The following is a 22,606-nucleotide window of genomic DNA, read 5'->3' on the forward strand; positions in this document are numbered from 1 at the left end:
GGTCAGCGCAAAGTCATATTTGGCCCGGCCGGAATACGCGCGATCAGTGCGCGAAGTGCCGGGCCCCGGTGAGGTAGAGCGTGATCCCGGCCTTCGCCGCGGCCTCGGTGACCAGTTCGTCGCGCATCGATCCGCCGGGGTGCACGACGGCCTTGACGCCCGCCGCCGTCAGCGTCTCCAGCCCGTCCGGGAACGGGAAGAACGCGTCGCTGGCCGCCACCGCGCCGCGGACCCGCTCGCCACCACGCTCCACCGCCAGCCGTGCCGCGTCGACACGGTTGACCTGGCCCATGCCCACCCCGACCGTGGCGCCATCGGCGGCCACCACGATCGCGTTGGACTTGACCGCGCGGCAGGTGCGCCAGGCGAACCGCAGGTCGGCCAGCGTCGCCGCGTCCGCCGGGGTGCCGGTCGCCAGGGTCCAGTTCGCCGGGTCGTCGCCGGGTGCGTCCAGCGCATCGCGCTCCTGGATCAGCAGACCTCCGCTGATCTGGCGCAACTCCGCTCCGCCGACCGGTGGCTGGGCGGCCACGAGCACGCGAATGTTCTTCTTGCGGGCCAAGATCTCCACCGCGCCGGGCTGATATGCCGGCGCGATGATGACCTCGGTGAAGATCTCCGAGACGAACTCGGCCATCTCCTCCGTGACCTCGGTGTTGGCCGCGATCACCCCGCCGAACGCGCTCAGCGGATCGCATTCGTGGGCCTTGCGGTGCGCATCGGCCACCGACACCGACGAGATCGCGATGCCGCACGGGTTGGCGTGCTTGATGATGGCGACGCAGATCTCCTCGTGATCGAACGCGGCCCGCCATGCCGCATCGGCATCGGTGAAATTGTTGTAGGACATCTCTTTTCCGTGCAGCTGCTCGGCCTGGGCCAGACCCGGCCAGCCGGACTCGTCGCTGTAGAGCGCGGCCTGCTGATGGGGGTTCTCGCCGTAGCGCAGCTGCGAGGTGCGCCGCCAGGTGCGGCCGAACCACGGCGGCAGGAACGCCGGCTGATCGCCCTCTTCAGGCGCGAGCACCGAGCCCATCCAGCCGGCGACCGCGACGTCGTACTCCGCGGTGTGCCGAAAAGCCAGTGCCGCCAACTTCTGTCGCTCGGCGAGCGTGAAGCCACCGGACCGGACCGCGGCCAGAACGCCGTCGTATCCGAGTGGATCGACGACGACAGCCACGCTGGCATGGTTCTTGGCGGAGGCGCGCACCATTGAGGGACCGCCGATGTCGATCTGCTCGACGCACTCCTGCACCTCGGCGCCCGAATCGACGGTCTCGGTGAACGGATAGAGGTTGACCACGACGAGGTCGAACGGCTCGATCTTCAGCTCCCCGAGAGCCGCGAGGTGCTCCGGCTTGCGGGTGTCGGCAAGCAGACCGGCGTGGATGTGCGGGTGCAGCGTCTTGACCCGGCCGTCGAGAATCTCGGGAAAGCCGGTTACGAACTCCACCGGGGTGACCGGGATGCCTTTGTCGGCAATGGTTTTGGCGGTCGAACCGGTGGAGACGATGGCCACGCCCGCCTCGTGCAGACCCTGCGCGAGCGGGATCAGTCCGCTCTTGTCGTACACGCTGATCAGCGCGCGCCGGATCGGCCTCTTGCCTACAGTCCCCGCGGTCATCCTATGGTCGCCTTTCTGCCACTCCAGGTCACGCCGCGCTGAGCCAGCGCGGCCAGCACATCCACCAACAGCCGCCGTTCGGTGACCTTGATGCGTTCGTGCAACGTGTCTTCGTCGTCATCATCGAGAATCTCGATGGGTTCCTGAGCCAGGATCGGGCCGGTGTCGACTCCGGAGTCCACCAGATGCACCGTGCACCCGGTGACCTTGACCCCGTAGGCCAGCGCGTCGGGCACCGCGTGAGCGCCCGGAAACGCCGGAAGCAGCGCCGGGTGGGTGTTGACGACGCGACCCAGGAATCGCGAAAGAAATTCCGGCCCAAGTATTTTCATGAACCCGGCCGACACGATCAGGTCGGGACGGTGCGCTTCGGTGGCGTCGGCGATCGCGGTGTCCCAGTCGGCGCGGCTCGGGTGGTCCTTCAAACGCACGCAGAATGTGGGGATCGACGCGGCCTGTGCCATCTCGACGGCGCGACAGTCCCGGTCCACCCCGACCGCCGCGACCCGCGCGGGATAGTCGCCGACGGCGGCGCTCAGCAGCGACTGCAGCAGCGATCCGGTTCCCGAGGCCAGGACGACGAGCCGCGCCGGCGCACTCGGCGGGATGTGGATCGGATGCTGCACGGCGATGAGCCTAGCGGGAACGGCTCTGTGCGCACGCGGCACCGACCTGCCCTCGCGAGGCAATGGCATCACCTCCAGGAAGCTGCTAGTTTGCTGTGAGCCCGTGGATTACAGCGTCTGTGGGTGAGCAACGCCGGCCAGCGGCAACGGCTGCGATGTATCGGGTAACCCGATTCGGTGTTCGCGATGACCAATTTTCGGACTCAGGGCAACGCCGCCCGGGAAGTTACGACGTGATCAACATGCGAGCCGCAGCAGCGGCGCCCCTGGTTGCCATTGCGATGGCGACCGCTACCTCCGCGGTGAGCAATGCGGCTCCCGATATCGTCGGCAGGACGTTCGATGAGGCGAACTCGATACTGCGATCGGCCGGGTACACGGCGGTCGTCGTCGCCACGTTCGGTGGACGAACAGAGCGTGCCGACTGCATCGTGACCCAGCAGGGGGACCGCCAGTCATCCGACGGGCAAGAGGCCTTGTTGGCGCTGAACTGCAACGCTCCGCTCGCGGGCCCCGGCGTACCGGGAAACTCCGCCGCCAGTCCCGCCGGCCGAGCGGCCGCAGCAGCGGTGGTCCGGGTATCCAAGGCCAACGTAGAACAATCACTGGTGAGCGAACTCGCATCGGGCCCCGGCCAGTCGTGGGCGCAGTGCTCCGGCGATCTCGTCGGAGTCATCGACAGCAGCATCGACTGCACGGTGTTGGCCGACAGCGACAAGCAGACGTACACCTTGACGGTCACCGACATCGAGGACGGCCGGATCAGCTACAACATCGGCCCGAAGGAATAGCAGCTCGTCGCCGCGGGGCGACGGACCCTCAGCGTTCAGGCCGCCCGGTGTCGATGTCGTCGTCGACGACCATCAGGTCCTCGACGTCTTCGAGATCAGGTGCCGGCCGGACCGCCTGCGGCGGCGGCGCGGGGTCGGGCTCGGGTTCCGGTTCGACCTCCGGTACCGGCGCCGGCTCGGCCGTCATGTCCGGGATGGGCGTGGTGAGCGCCTCGTTGTCGGCGAGGTCGTCGGCGAGATCGTCGGCGAGGTCGTCGTCAGTCAGGTCGTCGAGGAGCGGGTCCCCGACCGGCGCCACCGGAGCCGGCGGCTTCACCCGTTTCGGACGGCGGCGCACGCCGCCGGTCAGCACCACGGTCAACGCACCGATCGCGAAGAACCAGAAGAACACCGCCGGGCCGAAGGTGCTCTGGTCCACCCCGACGTCGCCGAAATTGCCGAGCTGCCCACCGCCGGCGTAACCCAGGGCGGCCATCGTGACGGCCGCGAGCAGCGACGCGACCGCCACCTTCGCCAGAGCCGTCGGCCAGGGCAGCGGTCTGCGCGCACACTGCTGGCCGACCGCGACCCCGGACGCCGCACCGATGATCAGCAGCGCAACCCACACCGGCCCGAGCGGTGGCGTCGGCACCGCGGCCAGGATCGGGACCGCGGGGATGTCGCCGCCGAAGACGGTGAACGAGCTGAATGTGGCGAACCCGATGTGGGCGCTCGATCCGACCGCCATCGCCGAGGTCCCGACGATCACATTGGGCACATACAGCGCGGACAGCAAGGTGAGGCTGAGCTGCCCGAACAGCGAATCAGTGACCGCGTACAACTCGTGCATGGTGCCCCAGTGCACGACCAGCGACACCGTGGTGACCGCACCGGACAGTCCCAGCAGCGCCAGCAGCCCGGCCAGCGCGGCCCGCACGGTGTCGCCGAGCCACAGCGGTAACCGCAGGGCCGTCAGCGCCCGCCACCCCACCTGCGAGCCGACCCCGATCAGCGCTCCGATGCCGTGTACGGCCAGCACCCCGGAGAATGCGCGCAGCGCGCTCGGGGTCTGCAACTCGGTGATCACCGAGGAGGCGTCGTGGATAACGGCCAAGGCGATCGCCGCGAACAGCAGCGGTCCGCCGATGGCCGAGGCGACGATCCACCGGGTGACGAACCAGGAGGCGCGCGGTGAGGTCGCGTGCGCGCATGTGCGTGCGGTGCCCGCGACCATCAGGAGCACCGGCAGCAGCGGCAACACCGCGAGCTGGTGGCCGGCGATCGAGATGGGCACCTGGTGTACGGCCAGCCACATGCTGGCGATCGCACCCAGGGTGCCCGTCATGTCGCTGTTGGCGATGACGAGCTGCAGCAGGGTCACCGCGGCGATCACCACCAGGGCGACCACCGACGGGCCGAACGCAACCCGGACCAGGTCGCGCGCCTGGCGCGCGCCGACTGGCCGCTTGTCCTCCATCCGTGTCACTCGACGCGCCGGTCAGGCGTGGTGCGCGAAGAGCGCCCGGTTAGGACGGGCTCTGACCCGACGGCGACGATGACGGCGCCTGGGGCTGCTGCTGTTCCGGCTGTCCGGCGGGCTGCTGCTGGCCCGAGCCGCTCGACGGCGGCGGGCTGAAGCTCGGGAATCCGGTCGGCGGGGTCGGCGGGCCGCTCTGCGCACCGCCGAAGTTCGACGGGCCGGACGTGTAGCCGCCGCCGTACTGGGACGGGTAATTCGGCCGCGGCGGGATTCCTTGCGGCGGGCCCTGCGGACCGGGCTGGCCGTAGTAGCCGCCGGGAGGCGGACCGTACTGACCGAACTGTTCGTACCGGGGCCGGGGCGCCGGGGCGGTGATGATGCCGGCCTCCAGCAGCAGCGCCGCCACCGCGGCGATGGCCTGCAGCAGGGTGAACGCGAGCAGCAGCCACAGCCCCCAGCCGACGGAGAAGCCGGTCGGCTTGCTGATGACCTGAGCGATCGCCATCAGCACCGCGATCACCGATGCGGTGGCGATGACGCCGCCGTAGTCGCGGGCCTTGGGCAGCAGCGCCGCCGCCGCGAGCAGCGCGGCAATCAGCGTCGCGACCACCGGGTAACCGCCGCCACCGCCGGTCAACTCGGCGCCCCCGAAGGGGCCGAGGTCGGCGTGGACGGTGAGGATCGGCCCGAAGCTGGCGAGGTACGCCGCCAGGCCCAGCACGATGGCGGCGACGTTCAGGTACTGCGGCAGCTTGCTCGGTCCGGCCTCGGCCGGCGCGAACGACGACGTGGGCGCACCATAGGGACCGCTCGGCTGCGACGGTTGGTAGCCCGGATTCGTGGGCGGGTAAGTCATGGCCTCTCCTTCAGCCTTGTCACGCCGCGCATCCCCCGCGGCGCTGCGTCGGTTGTGGCTCTCGAACGGACCCGCAGGTCGGCGTTCGCACACCACGCTATCGCACAGCGCCGTGGCCGCCGCGACCATCGGCGTGTCACACAGGCAGTTGGTAACCGGCCGTGAGGACTCAGGCGGAGGCCTGAAGGGGCGCGGCGATCGAATCGCTCTCGGCCGCTTCGATTTCGCGCACCAGCGGCAGCACCCGCGCGCCGAAGTACTCGATCTCCTCCTGGAAATGCAGGAAGCCACCGAGGATGAGGTCCACGCCGCGCTTACGGTAGGCGGAAATCCGCTCGGCGACCTGCTCGGGGGTGCCGATCAACTGGGTGCGGAAGCCGTCGTTGTATTGGACGAGGTCTTCATAGGTCGAGTCGGCCCACATCCCGCGCTTGTCCGCGGTCGAGGCGCCGGCTTGCTGCACGGCGCCGTGAAACCCTTCGACCGCCGGCTTGTCGGCCTTGGCGATGATCTCTCGAAGGACTTCTTTTGCTTCCCGCTCAGTGTCCCTCGCGATGATGAAGCCGTTGAGTCCGAACTTGACTTCCCGGTGGGCGTCGCGGGCGTGGTCGCGAACCTCGACGAGTTGCTCGGTGACGCCGTCGAAATCCTTGCCGTTCGAGAAGTACCAGTCGGCGTAGTGGCCGCCGTTGCGCCGTGCGGCGGTGGAGTTGCCGCCCTGGAAGATCTCCGGGTTGGGCCGTTGCGGTGTGTTGAGCGGCTTGGGCTTCAGGGTGAAGTCGTGGATGCGGTAGAAGTCACCGCGGAAATCCACGTCGTCCTCGGTCCAGATCTTGCGCAGCACCTGCAGGAATTCGGCTGTCCGGCGGTAGCGCTCGTCGTGCTCGAGCCATGGTTCGCCCAGGTGGGTGAATTCGTCCTTGAACCAGCCGGACACCACGTTGACGGCGAACCGGCCACCGGACAGATGGTCGGCGGTCGCGCCGAGCTTGGCCAGCACCCCGGGTTGCCACAGGCCGGGGTGGACGGCGGCGATGAGCTTGAGCCGCTCGGTGGCCAGCAACAGCGCCAGCGAGAAGCTGGTCGATTCGTGCTGGAATTCAGCACCGTAGCTGGCCTCGTAGCGGACCTGCGACAGCGCGTATTCGAAGCCGTTGTTCTCGGCGGTCTGTGCAAGTTTGACGTTGTATTCGTAGTTCCAGTCGGTGCGTTGCTCGATGGTGCTGGTGACCAGGCCACCACTGACGTTGGGCACCCAGTAGGCGAATTTCACGTGGTCGGCGATGCGTTCGGTCGTCATGCTTTGCATCGTTGCGACCACCGTCGGCGGGGTCACCCCTTTTACTCGCCGAGAGTGCAGATGTCGCCCACTGAGACGCCACCTTGCCGGGGGTTGGGCAACTCGTTCTAATGCAGCCCATGGATTACGGGCTCGTTCTGTTCACCAGTGACCGCGGCATCGCCCCTGCGGCGGCCGCCAAGCTCGCCGATGAGCACGGCTTCACGACGTTCTACGTGCCCGAGCACACGCACATCCCGGTCAAGCGCGAGGCCGCGCACCCCACCACCGGTGACGAGTCGCTGCCCGACGACCGCTACATGCGCACCCTGGATCCGTGGGTGAGTCTCGGCACCGCGGCCGCGGTGACCTCCACGGTGCGGCTGTCCACCGCGGTGGCGCTGCCGGTCGAGCACGATTGCATCACTCTGGCGAAATCAATTGCCACCCTTGATCATTTGTCCGGCGGCCGGGTCAGCCTGGGTGTCGGGTTCGGCTGGAACACCGACGAGCTGATGGACCACAACGTGCCACCGGGTCGGCGTCGCACGATGCTGCGTGAGTACATCGAGGCCATGCGCGAACTCTGGACCAAGGAGGAGGCCGAATACGACGGCGAGTTCGTCAAGTTCGGTCCGAGCTGGGCCTGGCCCAAGCCGGTTCAGTCGCACATCCCGGTGCTCGTCGGCGCGGCGGGTACCGAGAAGAACTTCAAGTGGATCGCCCGCAGCGCCGACGGCTGGATCACCACGCCGCGCGACTTCGACATCGACGAGCCGGTGAAGCTGCTCCAGGACACCTGGGCAGCGGCAGGCCGCGACGGTGCGCCGCAGATCGTGGCTCTCGACTTCAAGCCGGTGCCCGAGAAGTTGGCGCACTGGAAGGACATTGGCGTCACCGAGGTGCTGTTCGGCCTGCCGGACAAGTCCGGCGACGAGGTCGCCGCCTATGTGGAGCGACTGGCCGGAAAACTCAGCGCACTGGAGCTCTAAGCCAGCGTTGCGCGGTTCTTGCCGTCCTCGCCCGCGGTGACGTTGATCGCGGCGCCCAGCGGGTCGCCGTCGCTCATCAACGCCACCAGGGCCGGGTCGGTGGTGATGGCCATGAACCGGCTGAGGTCGGCGTCGAGGCGGCCGATGATGACCCCGGTGCGCTCGGGCCAGTCGTAGCGCACCGAGTACGTCTCGATCACGCCGCTGCCGTTGGCGTTCCGGGTGACCGGCACCTTCGGCAGGGCGGCGATGTCCGCCTGCAGTTCCGTGCTGCGGTCGGGCGTCCACTCGATCGGCGTGGTGGAGTAGACCCCCACCGAGTACTTGCTCATCACACCGCCGTTGGCGCCCACCAGTCCGAATGCACCTGGCTTGTCGCGCATCGCGGCGACGGTCTCGGCGATGCCGTGCAGCGAATAGCTGTTGCCCGGTCCGCCGAAGTACGGCAGGCCGCCGGTGAGGGTGAGCCCGCGCGGGTCGTCGGCGGCCAGCCCGAAGTCGTCGCACACCGCGAAGACCGGGAACGGGAAGCAGCTGTAGAGGTCGAAGGTGGCCACGTCGTCGATGCCGATGCCGGCCACCCGAAGTGCCTCTGCCACAGCCTGTTTCGACGAGTAACTGACGCCGACGTCGGCACGGTCCAGCAGATCCTGCTCGCGCTGATCCGCGTGACCGTGCAGGTACACCCACTTCTCTTCGGGCACACCGAGTTCGCGGGCGGCGGACACCGACATGAGCAGCGCGGCCGCGCCCTGGTTCACGGTGTCGCGGGCCACCAGCAGCCGGGGATACGGGTCGCAGATCATCCGGTTCTCAGCGGTGACCGTGGCGATCTCGTCGACCGAGCGCTCCACCGGTGACGACGAAAACGGATTCTTGGCAGCGACTTTCGAGAACGGCGAGAACAGCTCGGCCATCGTGCGCCGGTAGGAGTCGACATCGAGACCCAGCCGGGCACGCCGCGCGTTGTCCAACAACCCGTACTGCACCGGTGCGCCGGTCAGCCCGTGGTTGGCGGTGTACTCGCTCATGTACTGCTCGAAGCCGTAGCCGCGGTCCTCGAGTTGGCCGCCAACGGTTTCGCTGTGGTCGGGTTTGTCGTCCTTGCCCGCGAACGTCTTCAGCGTCGAACCGTTCTCCGAGCCGAGGATCAACGCCACCTCGATCTCGCCGGCCGCGATGGCGCCGGCGAACTCGGTGACCAGCTTCTGCGGGCCGTTGCCGCCGATGGATTCGAGCACGGCGCGCTTCGGGTCTGCGCCGACGCGATTGGCGACCGAGCGGATGTAGTTGTCCGAGCACCCCAGCGGCGCTGTCGCGTACGGCGTGCAGATCTCGAACTGCCGCAGGCCCGCGAACACCTCGATCGACGCGGCGACGGCAGCGACGTCCGCGCCGGTGTCCGCCAGCGCGGCGCGAACGGCCTCGGTGGCCAGCTCGACCGCCGACATACCCCGGTAGTCCGGGTCGTCAATGCGCTCGGTGAACTGCCCGACGCCGACGATGACGGGGGTACGCGGATCGACCATAGTTCGACAGGCTAATAGAACGTGTTCCCGTTTTGCCAACCGGGGGCGTGGCTACCGCCCGAAAACGACATCAGGGCTGCGATCCGGTGTGGATCACAGCCCTGACGGCGGACTCGATGACGAATTACAGCCCCTGCAGGATCTCCCTGGCCAGGTTCGCGGTCTCCGACGGTGTCTTGCCGACCTTGACCCCGGCGGCCTCGAGGGCCTCCTTCTTGCCCTGAGCCGTGCCTGCGCCGTCCGAGACGATCGCACCGGCGTGGCCCATGGTCTTGCCTTCAGGCGCGGTGAACCCGGCGACGTAGCCGACGACCGGCTTGGAGACGTTGGCCTTGATGTAGGCGCCGGCCTTCTCCTCGGCGTCGCCGCCGATCTCGCCGATCATCACGATGATCTTGGTCTCGGGATCTTTCTCGAACGCCTCGATGGCGTCGATGTGGGTGGTGCCGATGACCGGGTCGCCGCCGATGCCGATGGCGGTCGAGAAGCCGAGATCGCGCAGCTCGTACATCATCTGGTAGGTCAGCGTGCCGGACTTGGACACCAGGCCGATCGGGCCCTTGCCGGTGATGTTGTTCGGCGTGATGCCGACCAGCGCCTCACCGGGGGTGATGATGCCGGGGCAGTTCGGCCCGATGATGCGGGTCTTCTCGCCCTTCTCGACGTTATAGGCCCACGCATAGGCGCTGTCCTGCACCGGGATTCCCTCGGTGATGACCACCAGCAGCGGGATCTCGGCGTCGATCGCCTCGATGATGGCGTCCTTGGAGAACGCCGGCGGCACGAAGGCGATCGACACGTCGGCGCCGGTCGCCTTCATGGCCTCGGCCACCGAACCGAACACCGGCAATTCGATGTCGTTGCCCTCTTTGTCCTTGTGCGACACCGTAGTACCGGCCTTGCGCGCGTTCACGCCACCGACCACCTGGGTGCCGGCCTTGAGCATCAGCGCGGTGTGCTTGGTGCCCTCACCGCCGGTGATGCCCTGGACGATGACCTTGTTGTCCGCGTTAAGGAAAATAGACATGAGTCATTGTTCCGTTTCTACTTGTTGGCCAGCTCGGCGGCCTTGTCGGCGCCGGCGTCCATGGTGTCGGCCTGGATCACCAGGGGGTGGTTGGCTTCGTTGAGGATGCGGCGGCCCTCTTCGACGTTGTTGCCGTCGAGACGCACGACGAGGGGCTTGTTCGCACTGTCGCCGAGCTTCTTCAACGCGCCGACGATGCCGTTGGCCACCGCGTCGCACGCGGTGATGCCGCCGAACACGTTGACGAACACGCTCTTGACCTGGCTGTCGCCCAGGATGACGTCGAGACCGTTGGCCATCACCTCGGCCGAGGCGCCACCGCCGATGTCGAGGAAGTTGGCGGGCTTCACGCCGCCGTGCTTCTCACCGGCGTACGCGACGACGTCCAGGGTCGACATGACCAGACCCGCGCCGTTGCCGATGATGCCGACCTCGCCGTCGAGCTTGACGTAGTTGAGGTCGTTCTCCTTCGCCTTCAGCTCGAGCGGATCGGTGGCGTCCTTGTCCTCGAACTCGGCGTGGCCGGGCTGGCGGAAGTCGGCGTTCGCGTCCAGGGTGACCTTGCCGTCCAGCGCCAGGATCTGATCGTCGGGCGTGCGCACCAGCGGGTTGACCTCCACCAGGGTGGCGTCCTCGCCGGTGAAGACCTCCCACAGCTTCTGGATGGTCACCGCTGCGGCGTCGAGCACCTCGGCGGGCAGGTGGCCCTTCTCGGCGATCTCGCGAGCGAAGGCCAGGTCGACACCCTTGACGGCGTCGACCGGCACCTTGGCCAGCCGGTCCGGCTTGGTGGCGGCGACCTCTTCGATCTCCACGCCGCCTTCGACCGAGCACATGGCCAGGTAGGTGCGATTGGAACGATCGAGCAGGAAGGAGATGTAGTACTCCTCGGCGATGTCGCTGGCCTCGGCGACCAGCAGCTTCTTCACGACGTGGCCCTTGATGTCCAGGCCGAGGATGTTCTTGGCGTGGGTGTAGGCGTCGTCGGGGGTCGCGGCGTACTTGACGCCACCGGCCTTTCCGCGGCCGCCTACCTTCACCTGGGCCTTGACCATGACGGGCTTACCGATTTCCTCGGCGATGGCCTTGGCGTCCTCCGGCGAGTCGGTGACCCGGCCGGGAGTGGTGGGAACGTTGTGCTTGGCGAACAGTTCTTTCGCCTGATATTCGAAAAGATCCATGAGCTCACTGTCTGGTCGGCGCTGACTGTTTTGTTGACGAAGTGGTGTTAAGGAAGTCGCTCCGGGGGGAACTGTATCTAGACGCTCCGAGGACTCCGTCCTCGCGTACCGCTCATGTGGTACATCTCACCGCGGAGTTGAAGTGATTCAACTCACAATCCTCCGTGGAATAACGCCTTGGGTTGCGACCTGTATTAGATCTTCGTTAACGTCGTCGGGGTCTGAGATAACGCTTTGGTCACGACTAAGGGACATCGAGTTTTGACGCAGCATCGGCCGGCACCGAGCACCATCGGAGCTTCTTCGGCCTCGCAGCCTTCGACCAGGCCTTTCGATCGCCAAGCGCCCGCCAAGCGAGCCCTGGATCCGGAGCGGCTCGACGTCACCGACATCATCCCGTTCAACGAATTCGGCGATCTCTGCGATATCGACTTCCGCGAGAGCACCGCTTTCGCCAGCCTTCAGGTGGCGCGCTGCCCTGAACTCGACGATCTGCACGACGCGGACGACCCCCAGCCGCTGCGTCTGGCCGTGCCCACCGAGTTCGCCGCGCCGCGCCCCGAACGCGCTGAGGTCCCGCGCTACGTCAACGACGACAACACCGACGTGCTGCCCCGCACGCCGCAGCACCGCAGGCAGCCCACTGGCGCCGTCAAGGGCCGCGTGATGATCGCGGCCATGGCCGCGGGCGCCGCCGCCGCCGCGGCCTACACCGCGGTCAAGCCCGCCACCGACACCACCACCCAGACCGTGCTGGCCGCCGACAAGACCCCGATGGACGGCTCGGTGACCACGCCGCGCGGCGTGCAGCTGATCGCGGTGAAGCCGGTCGCCGACGCCGCCGTGCACGGCGAGGAACTGGCCAACGGACAGGCCTTCGCCCAGGAACGCGCCGAGCGCGAAGCCCGGTTGCAGCGGCCGCTGTTCGTCATGCCGACCAAGGGCGTGTTCACCTCCGGCTTCGGTTACCGCTGGGGCGCGCTGCACGGCGGCGTCGACCTGGCGGCTCCGATCGGGACGCCCATCGTTGCCGCCTCCGACGGTGTCGTCGTCGACGCCGGGCCGACGGCCGGGTACGGCGCCTGGGTGAAGATCCGGCATTCCGACGGCACGGTCACCCTCTACGGCCACGTGAACACCTGGACGGTCCAGATCGGCCAGCGAGTCTTCGCCGGCGATCAGATCGCCACTGTGGGCAACCGGGGCAATTCGACCGGCCCGCATCTGCATTTCGAAGTTCTGCTGGGCGGCACCAACCGGACCGATCCGGTGCCGTGGCTGGCGAAGCGGGGCCTCTCGGTCGGCCCCTACGTCGGCTGACCTGGTGTCCGAGCCGAACGAGCCGCACACCCGCATCATCCGGCGTCAGCCGTCCGGACCGATTCCCCAACCCGAAGAGCCGCGCACCAGCATCATCCGGCGCGCGCCCACCGGGCCGATCCCCGCGGTGCCCGACGATCGCACCGTCAACATTCCTCGTCCGCCTGCCGACGAGGCGCCGACCGGACTGATCCGGCGCGCCACCCCGGTCGCGGTTCCGGCCCGGCCGGGCGCGGTCGACGTCTCCACCGGGCGAACCGCGATCGCGGCCAGTGCGGTCAGCATCGTCAGCGGCTGGGCCACCGGCGTCGTCGCCACCGACCTGATCACCGGATGGTGGGGCACCGATCGACTGTTCTGCGTTGCGGTCGGATTCCTGACCCTGCTGTTCGCGGTCACCAGTATCGCCGGGGTGGTCGCATTACTGCTGCGCCGCTCCGTCGGCCGCTACCTGATCGCGTTCGGCGCCGTCATCGCGCTGCTGACATTCGGCAGTGTGTTCGTCGCCGGAGCGCGAATTCCGTTGGCGGTGTATGTGATTCCAGTGTTACCGCTGGCCAGTCTGATCCTGGCGTTGCACCCGTCAACCCGACGCTGGTGCCGGCTGCGCTGAGTGCCTTCGGCTTTCCCACCACGCCCCGACGACGATCACGCCGATCGCCCACGCCGCACCAAGGAAAGCCCCGGCGACGACGTCGCTGACGTAGTGCACACCCAGATAGACCCGGGAGAAGCCGACCATCCCGGCGACGGCTGATGCGCTCGCCCACAGCGCCACTCGAGCCGTCCAACCCCGGATGACCCAGCCTGCCATCCAGGCGAGCAGCACCGCGACGGCGACACCGCCGGTGGCGTGACCGGAGGGGAACGAGAAACCGTCTTCGACGATGACGGCGGTCCACGACGGCGGACGACTGCGCCCGACCATCCATTTGGCCACCACCAGCACCACCCCGACGCCGATCAACCCGGACAACCCGAGCACCGCGGGCAACCAGGACCGGATCCGCCAGCAGACCCATGCACTGACGATGACGGTGATCACCACCAATGACAACGGATCAGCAACGTGGGTGAGCACTTTCAACACCGCGGTCAGCTCCGCGTCACGATGGCCGACAAACCATTGACTGACCGGTCGATCGACATACGAGTCGATCTCGCCCTCCAGGACGTCGTCGAGCAACTCGGTGAAGCCCGCCGCCAACAGCGCGACCAACACGATGCCCGACACCAGCGCCAAGACCGCGGTCACGTCCACCGACAGCCACTGCGCCAACCTGGTCGCGGATCCGCCGAGGCGTCGGACCGCCCACGACCGCACGGTGACCGCGATGGGTGTGTCCCGCACGCGAGCCATCGCGGCCAGGAAGAACTCCTGATGACGCGCCACCCAGATGCACACCAGGCACCAGGCCAGGAGCGCGGCCACCACGAAGGCAGTCACGATCGCACGGTCGCGGTCAGAGCTTCTGGATGGGTGCGTGGTTGTGCATCAGCTTCACCCGGCCGGCGCTGCCGAAGTCGATCAGCGACATCGCCGACTCCCCCATCCCGGACACCTCCTCGACGCGGCCGAGACCGTACTTGTCGTGGTTGACCCGGTCACCGGGTGCGAGCACCACCAGCGCACGCTTACCGCCGCCTGCGGGACGCGCCGGTGACGGTCGCGGGGTGCCGACCAACCCACCCGCTCCAGGAGAAAATCGGCCCGGCGCACTATAGGACGGCGCGGGATCGGTTCGGCGCCAGTCGAGCAGATGCTCCGGAATCTCGCGCAGGAACCGGGATTCGGGGTTCAGCATCGGCTGCCCCCACGAGGAGCGGACCTTCGCGCGGCTGAGGTAAAGCCGTTGGCGCGCACGGGTTATGCCCACATAGGCCAGCCGGCGTTCTTCGGAGAGCTCGGCCGGATCCCCCAGCGCCCGCATGTGCGGGAACATGCCGTCCTCCCAGCCGGTGACGAAGACGACCGGGAACTCCAGGCCCTTGGCGGTGTGCAAGGTCATCATCGTGACCACCCCGGAGCCGTGCTCGGGCAACTCGTCGGAGTCGGCGACCAGCGACACCCGCTCCAGGAACTCGGCGAGTATGCCGGTCTGCGGCACGTCCTCATCGGCGTCGTCCTGCTCTGCCGCCAGTGCGGCGGCATTGGCCCGGTCGATGCTGAATTCGTGTGCGACGCTGACCAATTCGTTGAGGTTGTCCAGCCGGGCCAGGTCCTGCGGATCGCTGGAGGATTCCAGCTCGTTGCGGTAGCCGGTGCGGTCCAGCACGGCCTCGACCAAGTCCCCGAGCTCGTCGTCCAGCTTGCCGCGCAGGTCGTCGATCAGGTTGACGAAGCTCGCGATCGCCTTCTCCGAGCGGGTGTTCAGCATCGGTACCTTGCCGGCGGCCGCGGCGGTCAGCGCGTCGGCGAAGGTGCTGCCGGTGTTCTCGGCGTACACCGCCACGCAGGCCTCGGCGCGGTCGCCGATACCGCGGCGCGGGGTGTTCAGGATGCGCCGCAGGCTGACGGCGTCACCGGGGTTGTCCAGCACGCGCAGGTAGGCGACGATGTCGCGAATCTCCTTGCGCTCGTAGAACCGAACGCCGCCGACGACCTTGTACGGGATGCCGGCCCGGATGAACACCTCTTCCAGCGAGCGCGACGAGTTGTTGGTCCGGTAGAACACCGCGAAGTCGTTGTAGGAGAACCCGCCAGCCCCATGAGCACCGTCGGCGAGTGCATCGATCTCGCTTGCGACGAACCTGGCCTCGTCATGCTCGTTGTCGGCGACATAGCCGACGATCAGCTCCCCGTCACCTTCGTCGGTCCACAGCCGCTTCTCACGGCGGTTGGCGTTGCGGGAGATGACGGAGTTGGCCGCCGTCAGGATGTTCTGGGTCGACCGGTAGTTCTGCTCGAGCAGGATCGTGGTGGCGTTGGGAAAGTCGCGCTCGAAGTCCTCGATGTTGCGGATCGTCGCGCCGCGGAACGCATAGATCGACTGGTCGGCGTCGCCGACCACGCACAGCTCACTGGGCGGCACGGTGTCGGTATCGGGTGCGCCCACTCCGACGAGTTCGCGCACCAGCACGTACTGGGCGTGGTTGGTGTCCTGATACTCGTCGACCAGGACGTGCCGGAACCGCCTGCGGTAGTACTGGGCGATCTGCGGGAAGTTCTGCAGGACGGCGACGGTCTCGCCGATCAGGTCGTCGAAGTCCAGCGCGTTGGCCGCGCGCAGCCGTCGCTGGTATTCGCCGTAGACGCTGGCCACCGTGCGGGCCAGGTCGTCGGATCCGGGCTCGAGTGCGGCGACTGCATCTTCCGGCACGATCAGTTCGTTCTTCAGGTTCGAGATCGCGTTGGACAGCAGTCGCGGCGTGTACCGCTTGGTGTCCAGACCCATGTCCTTGGCGATCATCAGCAGCAGGCGCCGCGAATCGTCGGCGTCGTAGATCGAGAAGTTCGAGTTCAGCCCCGGCAGCAGCGAGGCCTGGTTGCGCAGGATCCGCACGCAGGTGGAGTGAAACGTGGACACCCACATGTTCCGCGCCCGCGGACCCACCAGCGCGACCACCCGCTCGCGCATCTCGGCGGCGGCCTTATTGGTGAACGTGATCGCCAGCACCTGGCCCGGGCCGACGTCGCGGGCGGCCAGCAGGTACGCGATCCGGCGGGTGAGGACCGCGGTCTTGCCCGACCCGGCGCCGGCCACGATCAACAGCGGGGGCCCCTCGTGCAGCACCGCCTGGCGCTGCTGGGGGTTGAGGCCCTCGAGGAGTTCGGCCGCATCGGCCGGGGGTTTGAAATCTGTCACGTGCACACTCATGTCCGACCCAACTTACCGCTGTATGTCGACAGTTTTTTTGCGAAGCCGGGCTTCGGAGTGGCACACTCGTCAACGTGCTTTCTCCGCAGCGTCGATTTTTCTACGGGTACCGGTCCGCGGTGCCCGTGGGTATCTAGCTGCTCAACCCGAGAGCCCCGCGGTCCGCATCCGGACCCGGGGCTCGTCTCTTGTGTGAGGCCCGGGATCGAATGAGACCAGACCCACACACGAGGAGAACGAAGCGATGACTCTGGAAATGGTTCCTGAAGCCGAGAACAACATCGACAGCCTGCGCGGCGAGATCGACCGCCTGGACGCCGAGATCCTGGCGGCGGTCAAGCGCCGCACCGAGGTGTCCCAGGCGATCGGCCGGGCCCGGATGGCCTCCGGCGGCACCCGGCTGGTGCACAGCCGTGAGATGAAGGTCATCGAGCGCTACAGCGAGCTGGGCCAGGACGGCAAGGATCTGGCGATGCTGCTGCTGCGCATGGGCCGCGGCCGGCTCGGGCACTCCTAGCGCACGGCGTCCAAGAGCCAGGGCGTCATCCACTTGACCGCGTTCGGCGTGGGGTGCACGCCGTCGATGCGGACCTGAACACCGTTGATCTTGTTGGTGTAGCCGCCGTTCGGCGCGAGCTTCTTGTTCAGATCGAGCACGGTCACGTTCTTGCGATCGGCTACGACTCTGCGCAGCAAGGCATTCCACTGGTCGACCCGGCTGGGCTGATCCTCGGGGTACAGGTTGCCGTTCGTCTGCTCACCGTGCCGGCTGTACGGCTCGGTCGCCACCACCACCAGCGCCCCCGTGGAACCGAGGATGTCGAGCGCGTGCCGCAGTTCGCTCTCCAGGTACTTGTCGAAATCGGGCTGGCCGATGTGGGCCCACTTGCCATTCCACTTGCGGTCCACCACCTCCCAGCGGCCGACCATCATCAGCACCACATCGGGCCGGTCGTGGCCGATGCGCTGCGCCCAGCGTTCCGGCCAGGCGTCGCATTCCGGCTTCTGTTCCAGGCTCTGCCCGGAGTAGCGGTACGGGCCGCCTCGGACCAGGCCGCAGCCGATCGTGGTGCGGTCCAGGAAATTGATGCCGGGGGTGGGCGGCAGATACCGCATCATCGTCCACCCGATGGAGTCACCGAACACCGACACGGTGTGCGGGCGCGGCCCGACCTGCACCGGCGCGGCCAGTCGCACCGTCTCGACCGGGGAGACCAGCGCGGCCTGGGTGACGTCGGGGCTCGACGCGTCGATGCGGGTTCCCACCGGCACGACGACGACTGCGACGGCGACGGCCGTGGCCATCGTCGCGGCCGCCAGCCGAAGCTGGGGAACGTGCACGGGTCGCCAGCGTCGAACGGGACGTTCGATGAGCCACCAGGACCCGACCGCCGCGAGCAGCGTGATCGCGCAGCGCGCGGCGAACAGCGGGTATCCGGTCCACCCGGTGCGCTCCCCGGTGAGCACCAGGAACACCGGCCAGTGCCAGAGGTACACGCCGTAGGAGACGACGCCGAGCGCCACCAGCGGCGGGGTGGCCAGCACCCACGCCACCGGACCGTTCTGTTCGAGCGCGACACCCGCGATCACCGAGACGGCGGCCACGGCGACGACGATCAGCAGGCCGTTGCGGAATTCGGCGGCGCTGCCGGTCGCGACGTGCGTGATCGCGGCAAGGACCGCCACTCCGGCCACCGGCACCCCCGCGGCCAGCCAGCGGCCCCACCGCGACCGGATCAGCGGCCAGCCCGCCATCATCGCCGGCCAGTCCCGCACCAGCAGTGCGGCGGCCGCGGCCCCGATCAGCAGCGCCTGCGCACGGGTGTCGGTGCCGAAGTACACGCGGTTGAGCGAGTCGTCGTCGGCCATCAGGATGGCCTCGGTGGCCGACGCCGCCGTTCCGACGAGGGCGAGGACCAGCACAGCCCACCGGACCGCGGTGATGCTCGGCGTCTTCTTGCGACGGCGGGCGATCACGGCCAGCAACACCGCCACCGCCGCGATGAGCACCGGCCAGATCAGGTAGTACTGCTCCTCGACGCCCAGCGACCAGGTGTGTTGCAGCGGTGAGGGCGGAGCGCCCTGGCTGAAGTAGTCGGTCTGGTGCGACACGAACGCCCAGTTCGCCATCCACAGGAACGCGGCGACCGCATCGTTGCGCAAGCCGCTGACGGCGTCGGGCGGGAACAGCAGCCGCGCAGCGATCACCGCCAGCACCATCAACAGCAGCGCGGGTAGCAGCCTGCGGGCCCGTCGTACCCAGAACGCGCCGAGGTCGAGCTGGCCGGTACGACCGATCTCGTCGAGCAGCAGCGAGGTGATGAGGAAGCCGCTGAGCACGAAGAAGACGTCGACGCCGATGAATCCGCCTGCGACACCAGGGATTCCGCTGTGTCCGATCAGAACGAGTGCGACGGCGACCCCGCGGATCCCGTTGAGCGCGGGAATGCCCGAGCCGCGGGGCCGTGGCCTGCGCAATTGGCTCGGTTGCGAGACGGGATCAACCCAGGGACTTTGCGCAAAGACGCGCGCCGTCACACCATGCCCTCCTAGTTCTTCGGTGCTGTGAAATCTAGTTCGCAGGCACCGCTGATCAGCGCAGGCGCGCGGTCGTTTACGTCAATTCCTCGCCGCACCCGGCATACACACGTCGGCCGAGGGTTCACCTCGGGCGTTGCGGGGGGACGCGGCCGACCGGGTGGCCCGGTCGGCTGAGATTCAGCAGCGCGTCAGGTCCCGGTCGACGATCTTGGGGCGCTGCGGAGCCTCGGGCAGCAACTGGTCGAGGGTCAGCATCAGGCCGGCGACGGCGCCGGAGAGTTGCGCGGTGACGAGCTCAGACACCCCTCGACGCGCAGGAGCCTGAGGAAGGCCGATCTTCATGGCGCTTGGTTACCCCGCGCTTGCAATTGCAAGCGTGAAGCGCGCCACAGTTAGCACTACTTGGTCAGCGCGATGTACTTGGTGTCCAGGTATTCGTCGATGCCTTCGGTGCCGCCCTCGCGACCGAAGCCGGATTCCTTGACGCCACCGAACGGCGCGGCCGGATCGGAGATCACGCCCCGGTTCACCCCGACCATGCCGGATTCGATCGCCTCGGCGACCCGCAGCGCCCGGTCCAGCGACTCGGTGTAGATGTAGGCCGCCAGCCCGTATTCGGTGTTGTTGGCGGCGGCGACGCCGTCCTCCTCGGTGTCGAAGCCGATGATCGGCGCGACGGGCCCGAACACCTCCTCGGTGAGGATCCGCGCGGTCGGCGGGATGTCGGTGAGGACGGTGGCCGGGTAGAAGTTGCCCGGCCCGCCGGGGGCCTCGCCGCCGAGGGCGACCTTCGCCCCCTTCTCGACGGCGTCGTTGACGAGTTCCTGAACCTTGTTCAGCTGCTTGGTGTTGATCAGCGGACCCAGCTTGCTCGACGGGTCCAGCCCGTTGCCCAGGTTCACCTCGGCCATGCGCTTGACGAACTTGTCGGTGAATTCCTCGATCACCGCGTTGGCGACGTGGATGCGGTTGGCCGCGGTGCACGCCTCGCCGCCGTTGCGCATCTTGGCCAGCATCGCGCCCTCGACCGCGGCATCGACGTCGGCGTCGTCGAAGACCACGAACGGAGCGTTGCCGCCGAGCTCCATCGAGGTGCGCAGCAGCTTGTCGGCGGACTGCGCGACCAACGCCTTGCCGACCCCGGTGGAGCCGGTGAAGGTCAGCTTGCGCAGCCGGCCGTCGTCGATCAGCGCCTTGGTGACCTCGCCCGGCCGGCTCGTGGGCAGGATCGACAGCACACCCTTGGGCAGACCGGCCTCGGCCATCAGCTTGGCCAGCAGCAGCATGGTCAGCGGGGTCTCCTGGGCCGGCTTGATGATCATGGTGCAGCCGGCCGCGAACGCGGGGCCGATCTTGCGGGTTCCCATGGCCAGCGGGAAGTTCCACGGCGTGATGGCGTAACACGGGCCGACGGGCTGCTTGGTGACGATGATCCGACCGGTGCCGGCCGGCGACGGGGTGTACCGGCCGCCGATGCGCACCGCCTCCTCGGCGAACCAGCGGAAGAATTCGGCGCCGTACTTGACCTCACCCATGCTCTCGGCGACGACCTTGCCCATCTCCAGGGTCATCAGCGCGGCCAGATCGTCGGCGCGGTCGATGATCGTCTCGAACACCGAACGCAGGATCTCGCCGCGATCCCGGGGTGGGGTGGCCGCCCACTGCGACTGCACCGCGCACGCGGCGTCGAGCGCGGCGACGGCGTCCTCGGCGCCGGCGTCGGCCACCGTCGCGATGACTTCGTCGTTCGACGGGTCGAAGACCTCGAAGGTGGACGACCCCGGCCGCTCTTCTCCACCGATCCACAGTCCGGTGGGGACCGAGGCCAACAGCCGTTCAATGTCTGGAGAACTCATACCCTCCATCATCTACTCCCTTGGACACTTCTCCGCACTAGGGTCGAGGGAATGACTGGAGACATTTCCGCTACGCCGCAATGGAACGCGCTGAGTCGCCACCACGACCAGATCGCCGGGAAACACCTGCGCGAGTTTTTCGACGAGGATCCCGCCCGCGGCCGCGAACTCACGCTGACCGTCGGCGACCTGTACATCGACTACAGCAAGCACCGCGTCACCCGGGAGACACTGTCTCTGCTGGTCGATCTCGCCCGCGCCGCGAACCTCGAACAGCACCGCGACGCCATGCTGTCCGGCGAGCACATCAATACCTCCGAGGACCGCGCGGTGCTGCACACCGCGCTGCGTCTGCCGCGTGACGCCACGCTGGAGGTCGACGGTCAGAACGTGGTCGCCGACGTGCACCAGGTGCTCGACGCGATGGGCGACTTCACCGACCGGCTGCGCAGCGGCGAGTGGACCGGCGCCACCGGCGAGCGGATCAAGACCGTCGTCAACATCGGCATCGGCGGCTCGGATCTGGGGCCGGTGATGGTGTATCAGGCCTTGCGGCACTACGCCGATGCCGGCATCTCGGCGCGGTTCGTCTCCAACGTCGACCCGGCCGACCTGGTCGCCAAGCTCGACGGACTCGACCCTGCCACAACGCTTTTCATCATCGCCTCCAAGACGTTCTCGACGCTGGAGACACTGACCAACGCGACCGCCGCCAGGCGCTGGCTCACCGATGCACTCGGTGACGCCGCGGTGTCGAAGCACTTCGTGGCGGTGTCGACGAACAAGAAGCTGGTGGACAGCTTTGGCATCAACACCGCCAACATGTTCGGCTTCTGGGACTGGGTGGGCGGCCGCTACTCGGTGGATTCGGCGATCGGACTGTCGGTGATGGCGGTGATCGGCCGCGAGGCGTTCGCCGACTTCCTGTCCGGATTCCACCTCGTCGACCGCCACTTCGCCACTGCCCCTTTGGAATCCAACGCGCCGGCACTGCTCGGGCTGATCGGGCTGTGGTACTCCGACTTCTTCGGTGCCGAGACCCGCGCGGTGCTGCCGTACTCCAACGACCTGTCCCGGTTCGCGGCGTATCTGCAGCAGCTGACGATGGAGTCCAACGGCAAATCGGTCAAATCGGACGGGACCCCGGTAACGACCCCCACCGGTGAGATCTTCTGGGGTGAACCGGGAACCAACGGCCAGCACGCGTTCTACCAACTGCTGCACCAGGGCACCCGGCTGGTGCCCGCCGACTTCATCGGGTTCTCCCAGCCCACCGACGACCTGCCGACCGCCGACGGTTCGGGCAGCATGCACGACCTGCTGATGAGCAACTTCTTCGCCCAGACCCAGGTGCTGGCGTTCGGCAAGACCGCCGAGGAGATCGCGGCCGAAGGCACCCCGGAAAACGTGGTGCCACACAAGGTGATGCCAGGCAACCGGCCGAGCACGTCGATCCTGGCGGACCGGCTGACCCCGTCGGTGGTCGGCCAGCTGATCGCGCTCTACGAACATCAGGTGTTCACCGAAGGCGTGATCTGGGGTATCGACTCGTTCGATCAGTGGGGCGTCGAGTTGGGCAAGACGCAGGCGAAGGCGCTGCTCGGGGTGATCACCAGTGACGGCTCGCCGCCCAAGCAGACCGACAGCTCGACCGACGAGCTGGTGCGCCGCTACCGAGCCGAACGAGGCCGGACTCGCTGAGCCGGG

At 67.7% G+C, this 22,606-nt stretch carries 18 protein-coding genes and 1 pseudogene; 6 read left to right on the forward strand and 13 right to left on the reverse strand.

What is annotated here, in order from left to right:
- Nucleotides 1–43: 43 nt before the first annotated feature.
- Both purH and purN read right to left on the reverse strand, forming a co-directional pair.
- Nucleotides 44–1,624, reverse strand: a complete 1,581-nt coding sequence (purH, locus tag AB4879_RS10145; RefSeq protein WP_370507495.1) for a bifunctional phosphoribosylaminoimidazolecarboxamide formyltransferase/IMP cyclohydrolase — start codon at nucleotides 1,622–1,624, stop codon at nucleotides 44–46.
- Nucleotides 1,621–2,250, reverse strand: coding sequence for a phosphoribosylglycinamide formyltransferase (gene purN, locus AB4879_RS10150; protein ID WP_370507496.1), 630 nt, complete (start codon nucleotides 2,248–2,250; stop codon nucleotides 1,621–1,623). The genes purH and purN overlap by 4 nt, the downstream gene beginning before the upstream one ends.
- A 242-nt stretch (nucleotides 2,251–2,492) precedes the next feature.
- Here purN and AB4879_RS10155 point away from each other — a divergent pair, with 242 nt between their 5' ends.
- Nucleotides 2,493–3,041: a hypothetical protein gene (locus tag AB4879_RS10155; protein WP_370507497.1), complete on the forward strand. Its 549-nt coding sequence runs from the start codon at nucleotides 2,493–2,495 to the stop codon at nucleotides 3,039–3,041.
- Nucleotides 3,042–3,069: 28 nt separating this feature from the next.
- Here AB4879_RS10155 and AB4879_RS10160 read toward each other — a convergent pair whose 3' ends face one another.
- The 3 genes from AB4879_RS10160 to sfnG all read right to left on the reverse strand — a co-directional run bounded on the left by AB4879_RS10160 (nucleotide 3,070) and on the right by sfnG (nucleotide 6,656).
- The gene (locus AB4879_RS10160) at nucleotides 3,070–4,497 is read right to left on the reverse strand and encodes a DUF6350 family protein (protein ID WP_370507498.1); all 1,428 of its coding nucleotides are present in this window, start codon (nucleotides 4,495–4,497) and stop codon (nucleotides 3,070–3,072) included.
- Between the two features lie 49 nt (nucleotides 4,498–4,546).
- A complete protein-coding gene (locus tag AB4879_RS10165; protein ID WP_102809148.1) occupies nucleotides 4,547–5,356 on the reverse strand; it encodes a DUF5336 domain-containing protein in 810 nt (269 codons plus the stop codon).
- Nucleotides 5,357–5,525: 169 nt separating this feature from the next.
- Entirely contained in the window at nucleotides 5,526–6,656 is a 1,131-nt protein-coding gene (sfnG, locus tag AB4879_RS10170) for a dimethylsulfone monooxygenase SfnG (RefSeq protein WP_370507499.1), read from the reverse strand.
- 119 nt (nucleotides 6,657–6,775) lie between these two features.
- Here sfnG and AB4879_RS10175 point away from each other — a divergent pair, with 119 nt between their 5' ends.
- Nucleotides 6,776–7,627, forward strand: a complete 852-nt coding sequence (locus AB4879_RS10175) for an LLM class F420-dependent oxidoreductase (protein ID WP_102809094.1) — start codon at nucleotides 6,776–6,778, stop codon at nucleotides 7,625–7,627.
- Here the strand turns inward: AB4879_RS10175 and AB4879_RS10180 are convergent.
- From AB4879_RS10180 to sucC, 3 genes are all read right to left on the reverse strand, one after another.
- Complete coding sequence (locus AB4879_RS10180; protein WP_370507500.1) at nucleotides 7,624–9,156, reverse strand: acetyl-CoA acetyltransferase; 1,533 nt, start codon at nucleotides 9,154–9,156, stop codon at nucleotides 7,624–7,626. The two genes, AB4879_RS10175 and AB4879_RS10180, sit on opposite strands and share 4 nt — an antisense overlap.
- A gap of 124 nt (nucleotides 9,157–9,280) precedes the next feature.
- The gene (sucD, locus tag AB4879_RS10185) at nucleotides 9,281–10,183 is read right to left on the reverse strand and encodes a succinate--CoA ligase subunit alpha (protein ID WP_370507501.1); all 903 of its coding nucleotides are present in this window, start codon (nucleotides 10,181–10,183) and stop codon (nucleotides 9,281–9,283) included.
- 17 nt (nucleotides 10,184–10,200) lie between these two features.
- The gene (gene sucC / locus AB4879_RS10190; RefSeq protein WP_102809097.1) at nucleotides 10,201–11,364 is read right to left on the reverse strand and encodes an ADP-forming succinate--CoA ligase subunit beta; all 1,164 of its coding nucleotides are present in this window, start codon (nucleotides 11,362–11,364) and stop codon (nucleotides 10,201–10,203) included.
- 261 nt (nucleotides 11,365–11,625) lie between these two features.
- Here sucC and AB4879_RS10195 point away from each other — a divergent pair, with 261 nt between their 5' ends.
- Nucleotides 11,626–12,684 carry a M23 family metallopeptidase gene (locus AB4879_RS10195; RefSeq protein WP_370507502.1) on the forward strand — a complete coding sequence of 353 codons (1,059 nt, stop codon included), beginning with the start codon at nucleotides 11,626–11,628 and terminating at the stop codon, nucleotides 12,682–12,684.
- A gap of 4 nt (nucleotides 12,685–12,688) precedes the next feature.
- Entirely contained in the window at nucleotides 12,689–13,297 is a 609-nt protein-coding gene (locus tag AB4879_RS10200; protein ID WP_370507503.1) for a hypothetical protein, read from the forward strand.
- Here the strand turns inward: AB4879_RS10200 and AB4879_RS10205 are convergent.
- Both AB4879_RS10205 and pcrA read right to left on the reverse strand, forming a co-directional pair.
- Complete coding sequence (locus tag AB4879_RS10205) at nucleotides 13,268–14,131, reverse strand: phosphatase PAP2 family protein (protein ID WP_370507504.1); 864 nt, start codon at nucleotides 14,129–14,131, stop codon at nucleotides 13,268–13,270. The genes AB4879_RS10200 and AB4879_RS10205 overlap by 30 nt on opposite strands.
- A 16-nt stretch (nucleotides 14,132–14,147) precedes the next feature.
- Nucleotides 14,148–16,502: a DNA helicase PcrA gene (gene pcrA, locus AB4879_RS10210; protein ID WP_370507505.1), complete on the reverse strand. Its 2,355-nt coding sequence runs from the start codon at nucleotides 16,500–16,502 to the stop codon at nucleotides 14,148–14,150.
- Nucleotides 16,503–16,711: 209 nt separating this feature from the next.
- Between pcrA and AB4879_RS10215 the strand changes: the two are divergent.
- Nucleotides 16,712–17,019: pseudogene (locus AB4879_RS10215) on the forward strand (chorismate mutase).
- On the opposite strand, the gene AB4879_RS10220 reads toward AB4879_RS10215, so the two are convergent.
- The 3 genes from AB4879_RS10220 to AB4879_RS10230 form a co-directional block, all read right to left on the reverse strand.
- Nucleotides 17,016–19,040 (reverse strand): acyltransferase family protein, encoded by a 2,025-nt coding sequence (locus AB4879_RS10220; RefSeq protein ID WP_370507506.1) that lies wholly within the window; start codon nucleotides 19,038–19,040, stop codon nucleotides 17,016–17,018. The pseudogene AB4879_RS10215 and the gene AB4879_RS10220 sit on opposite strands and share 4 nt — an antisense overlap.
- Before the next feature lie 180 nt (nucleotides 19,041–19,220).
- Nucleotides 19,221–19,346 (reverse strand): hypothetical protein, encoded by a 126-nt coding sequence (locus AB4879_RS10225; protein ID WP_370507507.1) that lies wholly within the window; start codon nucleotides 19,344–19,346, stop codon nucleotides 19,221–19,223.
- A 95-nt stretch (nucleotides 19,347–19,441) separates the two neighbouring features.
- Complete coding sequence (locus AB4879_RS10230) at nucleotides 19,442–20,899, reverse strand: NAD-dependent succinate-semialdehyde dehydrogenase (protein ID WP_370507508.1); 1,458 nt, start codon at nucleotides 20,897–20,899, stop codon at nucleotides 19,442–19,444.
- Between the two features lie 51 nt (nucleotides 20,900–20,950).
- Here AB4879_RS10230 and pgi point away from each other — a divergent pair, with 51 nt between their 5' ends.
- Nucleotides 20,951–22,600, forward strand: coding sequence for a glucose-6-phosphate isomerase (gene pgi, locus AB4879_RS10235; protein WP_370507509.1), 1,650 nt, complete (start codon nucleotides 20,951–20,953; stop codon nucleotides 22,598–22,600).
- Nucleotides 22,601–22,606: the final 6 nt, after the last annotated feature.

Origin of the sequence: Mycobacterium sp. SA01 (assembly GCF_041287105.1) — a bacterium.
Classification (GTDB): domain Bacteria; phylum Actinomycetota; class Actinomycetes; order Mycobacteriales; family Mycobacteriaceae; genus Mycobacterium.

Coding starts and splice junctions, on each gene's coding strand:
- AB4879_RS10165 (WP_102809148.1), bottom strand. CDS start 5,356: ATGACTTACCCGCCCACGAATCCGGGCTACCAACCGTCGCAGCCGAGC.
- AB4879_RS10155 (WP_370507497.1), top strand. CDS start 2,493: ATGCGAGCCGCAGCAGCGGCGCCCCTGGTTGCCATTGCGATGGCGACC.
- AB4879_RS10160 (WP_370507498.1), bottom strand. CDS start 4,497: ATGGAGGACAAGCGGCCAGTCGGCGCGCGCCAGGCGCGCGACCTGGTC.
- AB4879_RS10175 (WP_102809094.1), top strand. CDS start 6,776: ATGGATTACGGGCTCGTTCTGTTCACCAGTGACCGCGGCATCGCCCCT.
- sucD (WP_370507501.1), bottom strand. CDS start 10,183: ATGTCTATTTTCCTTAACGCGGACAACAAGGTCATCGTCCAGGGCATC.
- AB4879_RS10230 (WP_370507508.1), bottom strand. CDS start 20,899: ATGAGTTCTCCAGACATTGAACGGCTGTTGGCCTCGGTCCCCACCGGA.
- pcrA (WP_370507505.1), bottom strand. CDS start 16,502: ATGAGTGTGCACGTGACAGATTTCAAACCCCCGGCCGATGCGGCCGAA.
- sucC (WP_102809097.1), bottom strand. CDS start 11,364: ATGGATCTTTTCGAATATCAGGCGAAAGAACTGTTCGCCAAGCACAAC.
- AB4879_RS10180 (WP_370507500.1), bottom strand. CDS start 9,156: ATGGTCGATCCGCGTACCCCCGTCATCGTCGGCGTCGGGCAGTTCACC.
- purH (WP_370507495.1), bottom strand. CDS start 1,624: ATGACCGCGGGGACTGTAGGCAAGAGGCCGATCCGGCGCGCGCTGATC.
- pgi (WP_370507509.1), top strand. CDS start 20,951: ATGACTGGAGACATTTCCGCTACGCCGCAATGGAACGCGCTGAGTCGC.
- sfnG (WP_370507499.1), bottom strand. CDS start 6,656: ATGACGACCGAACGCATCGCCGACCACGTGAAATTCGCCTACTGGGTG.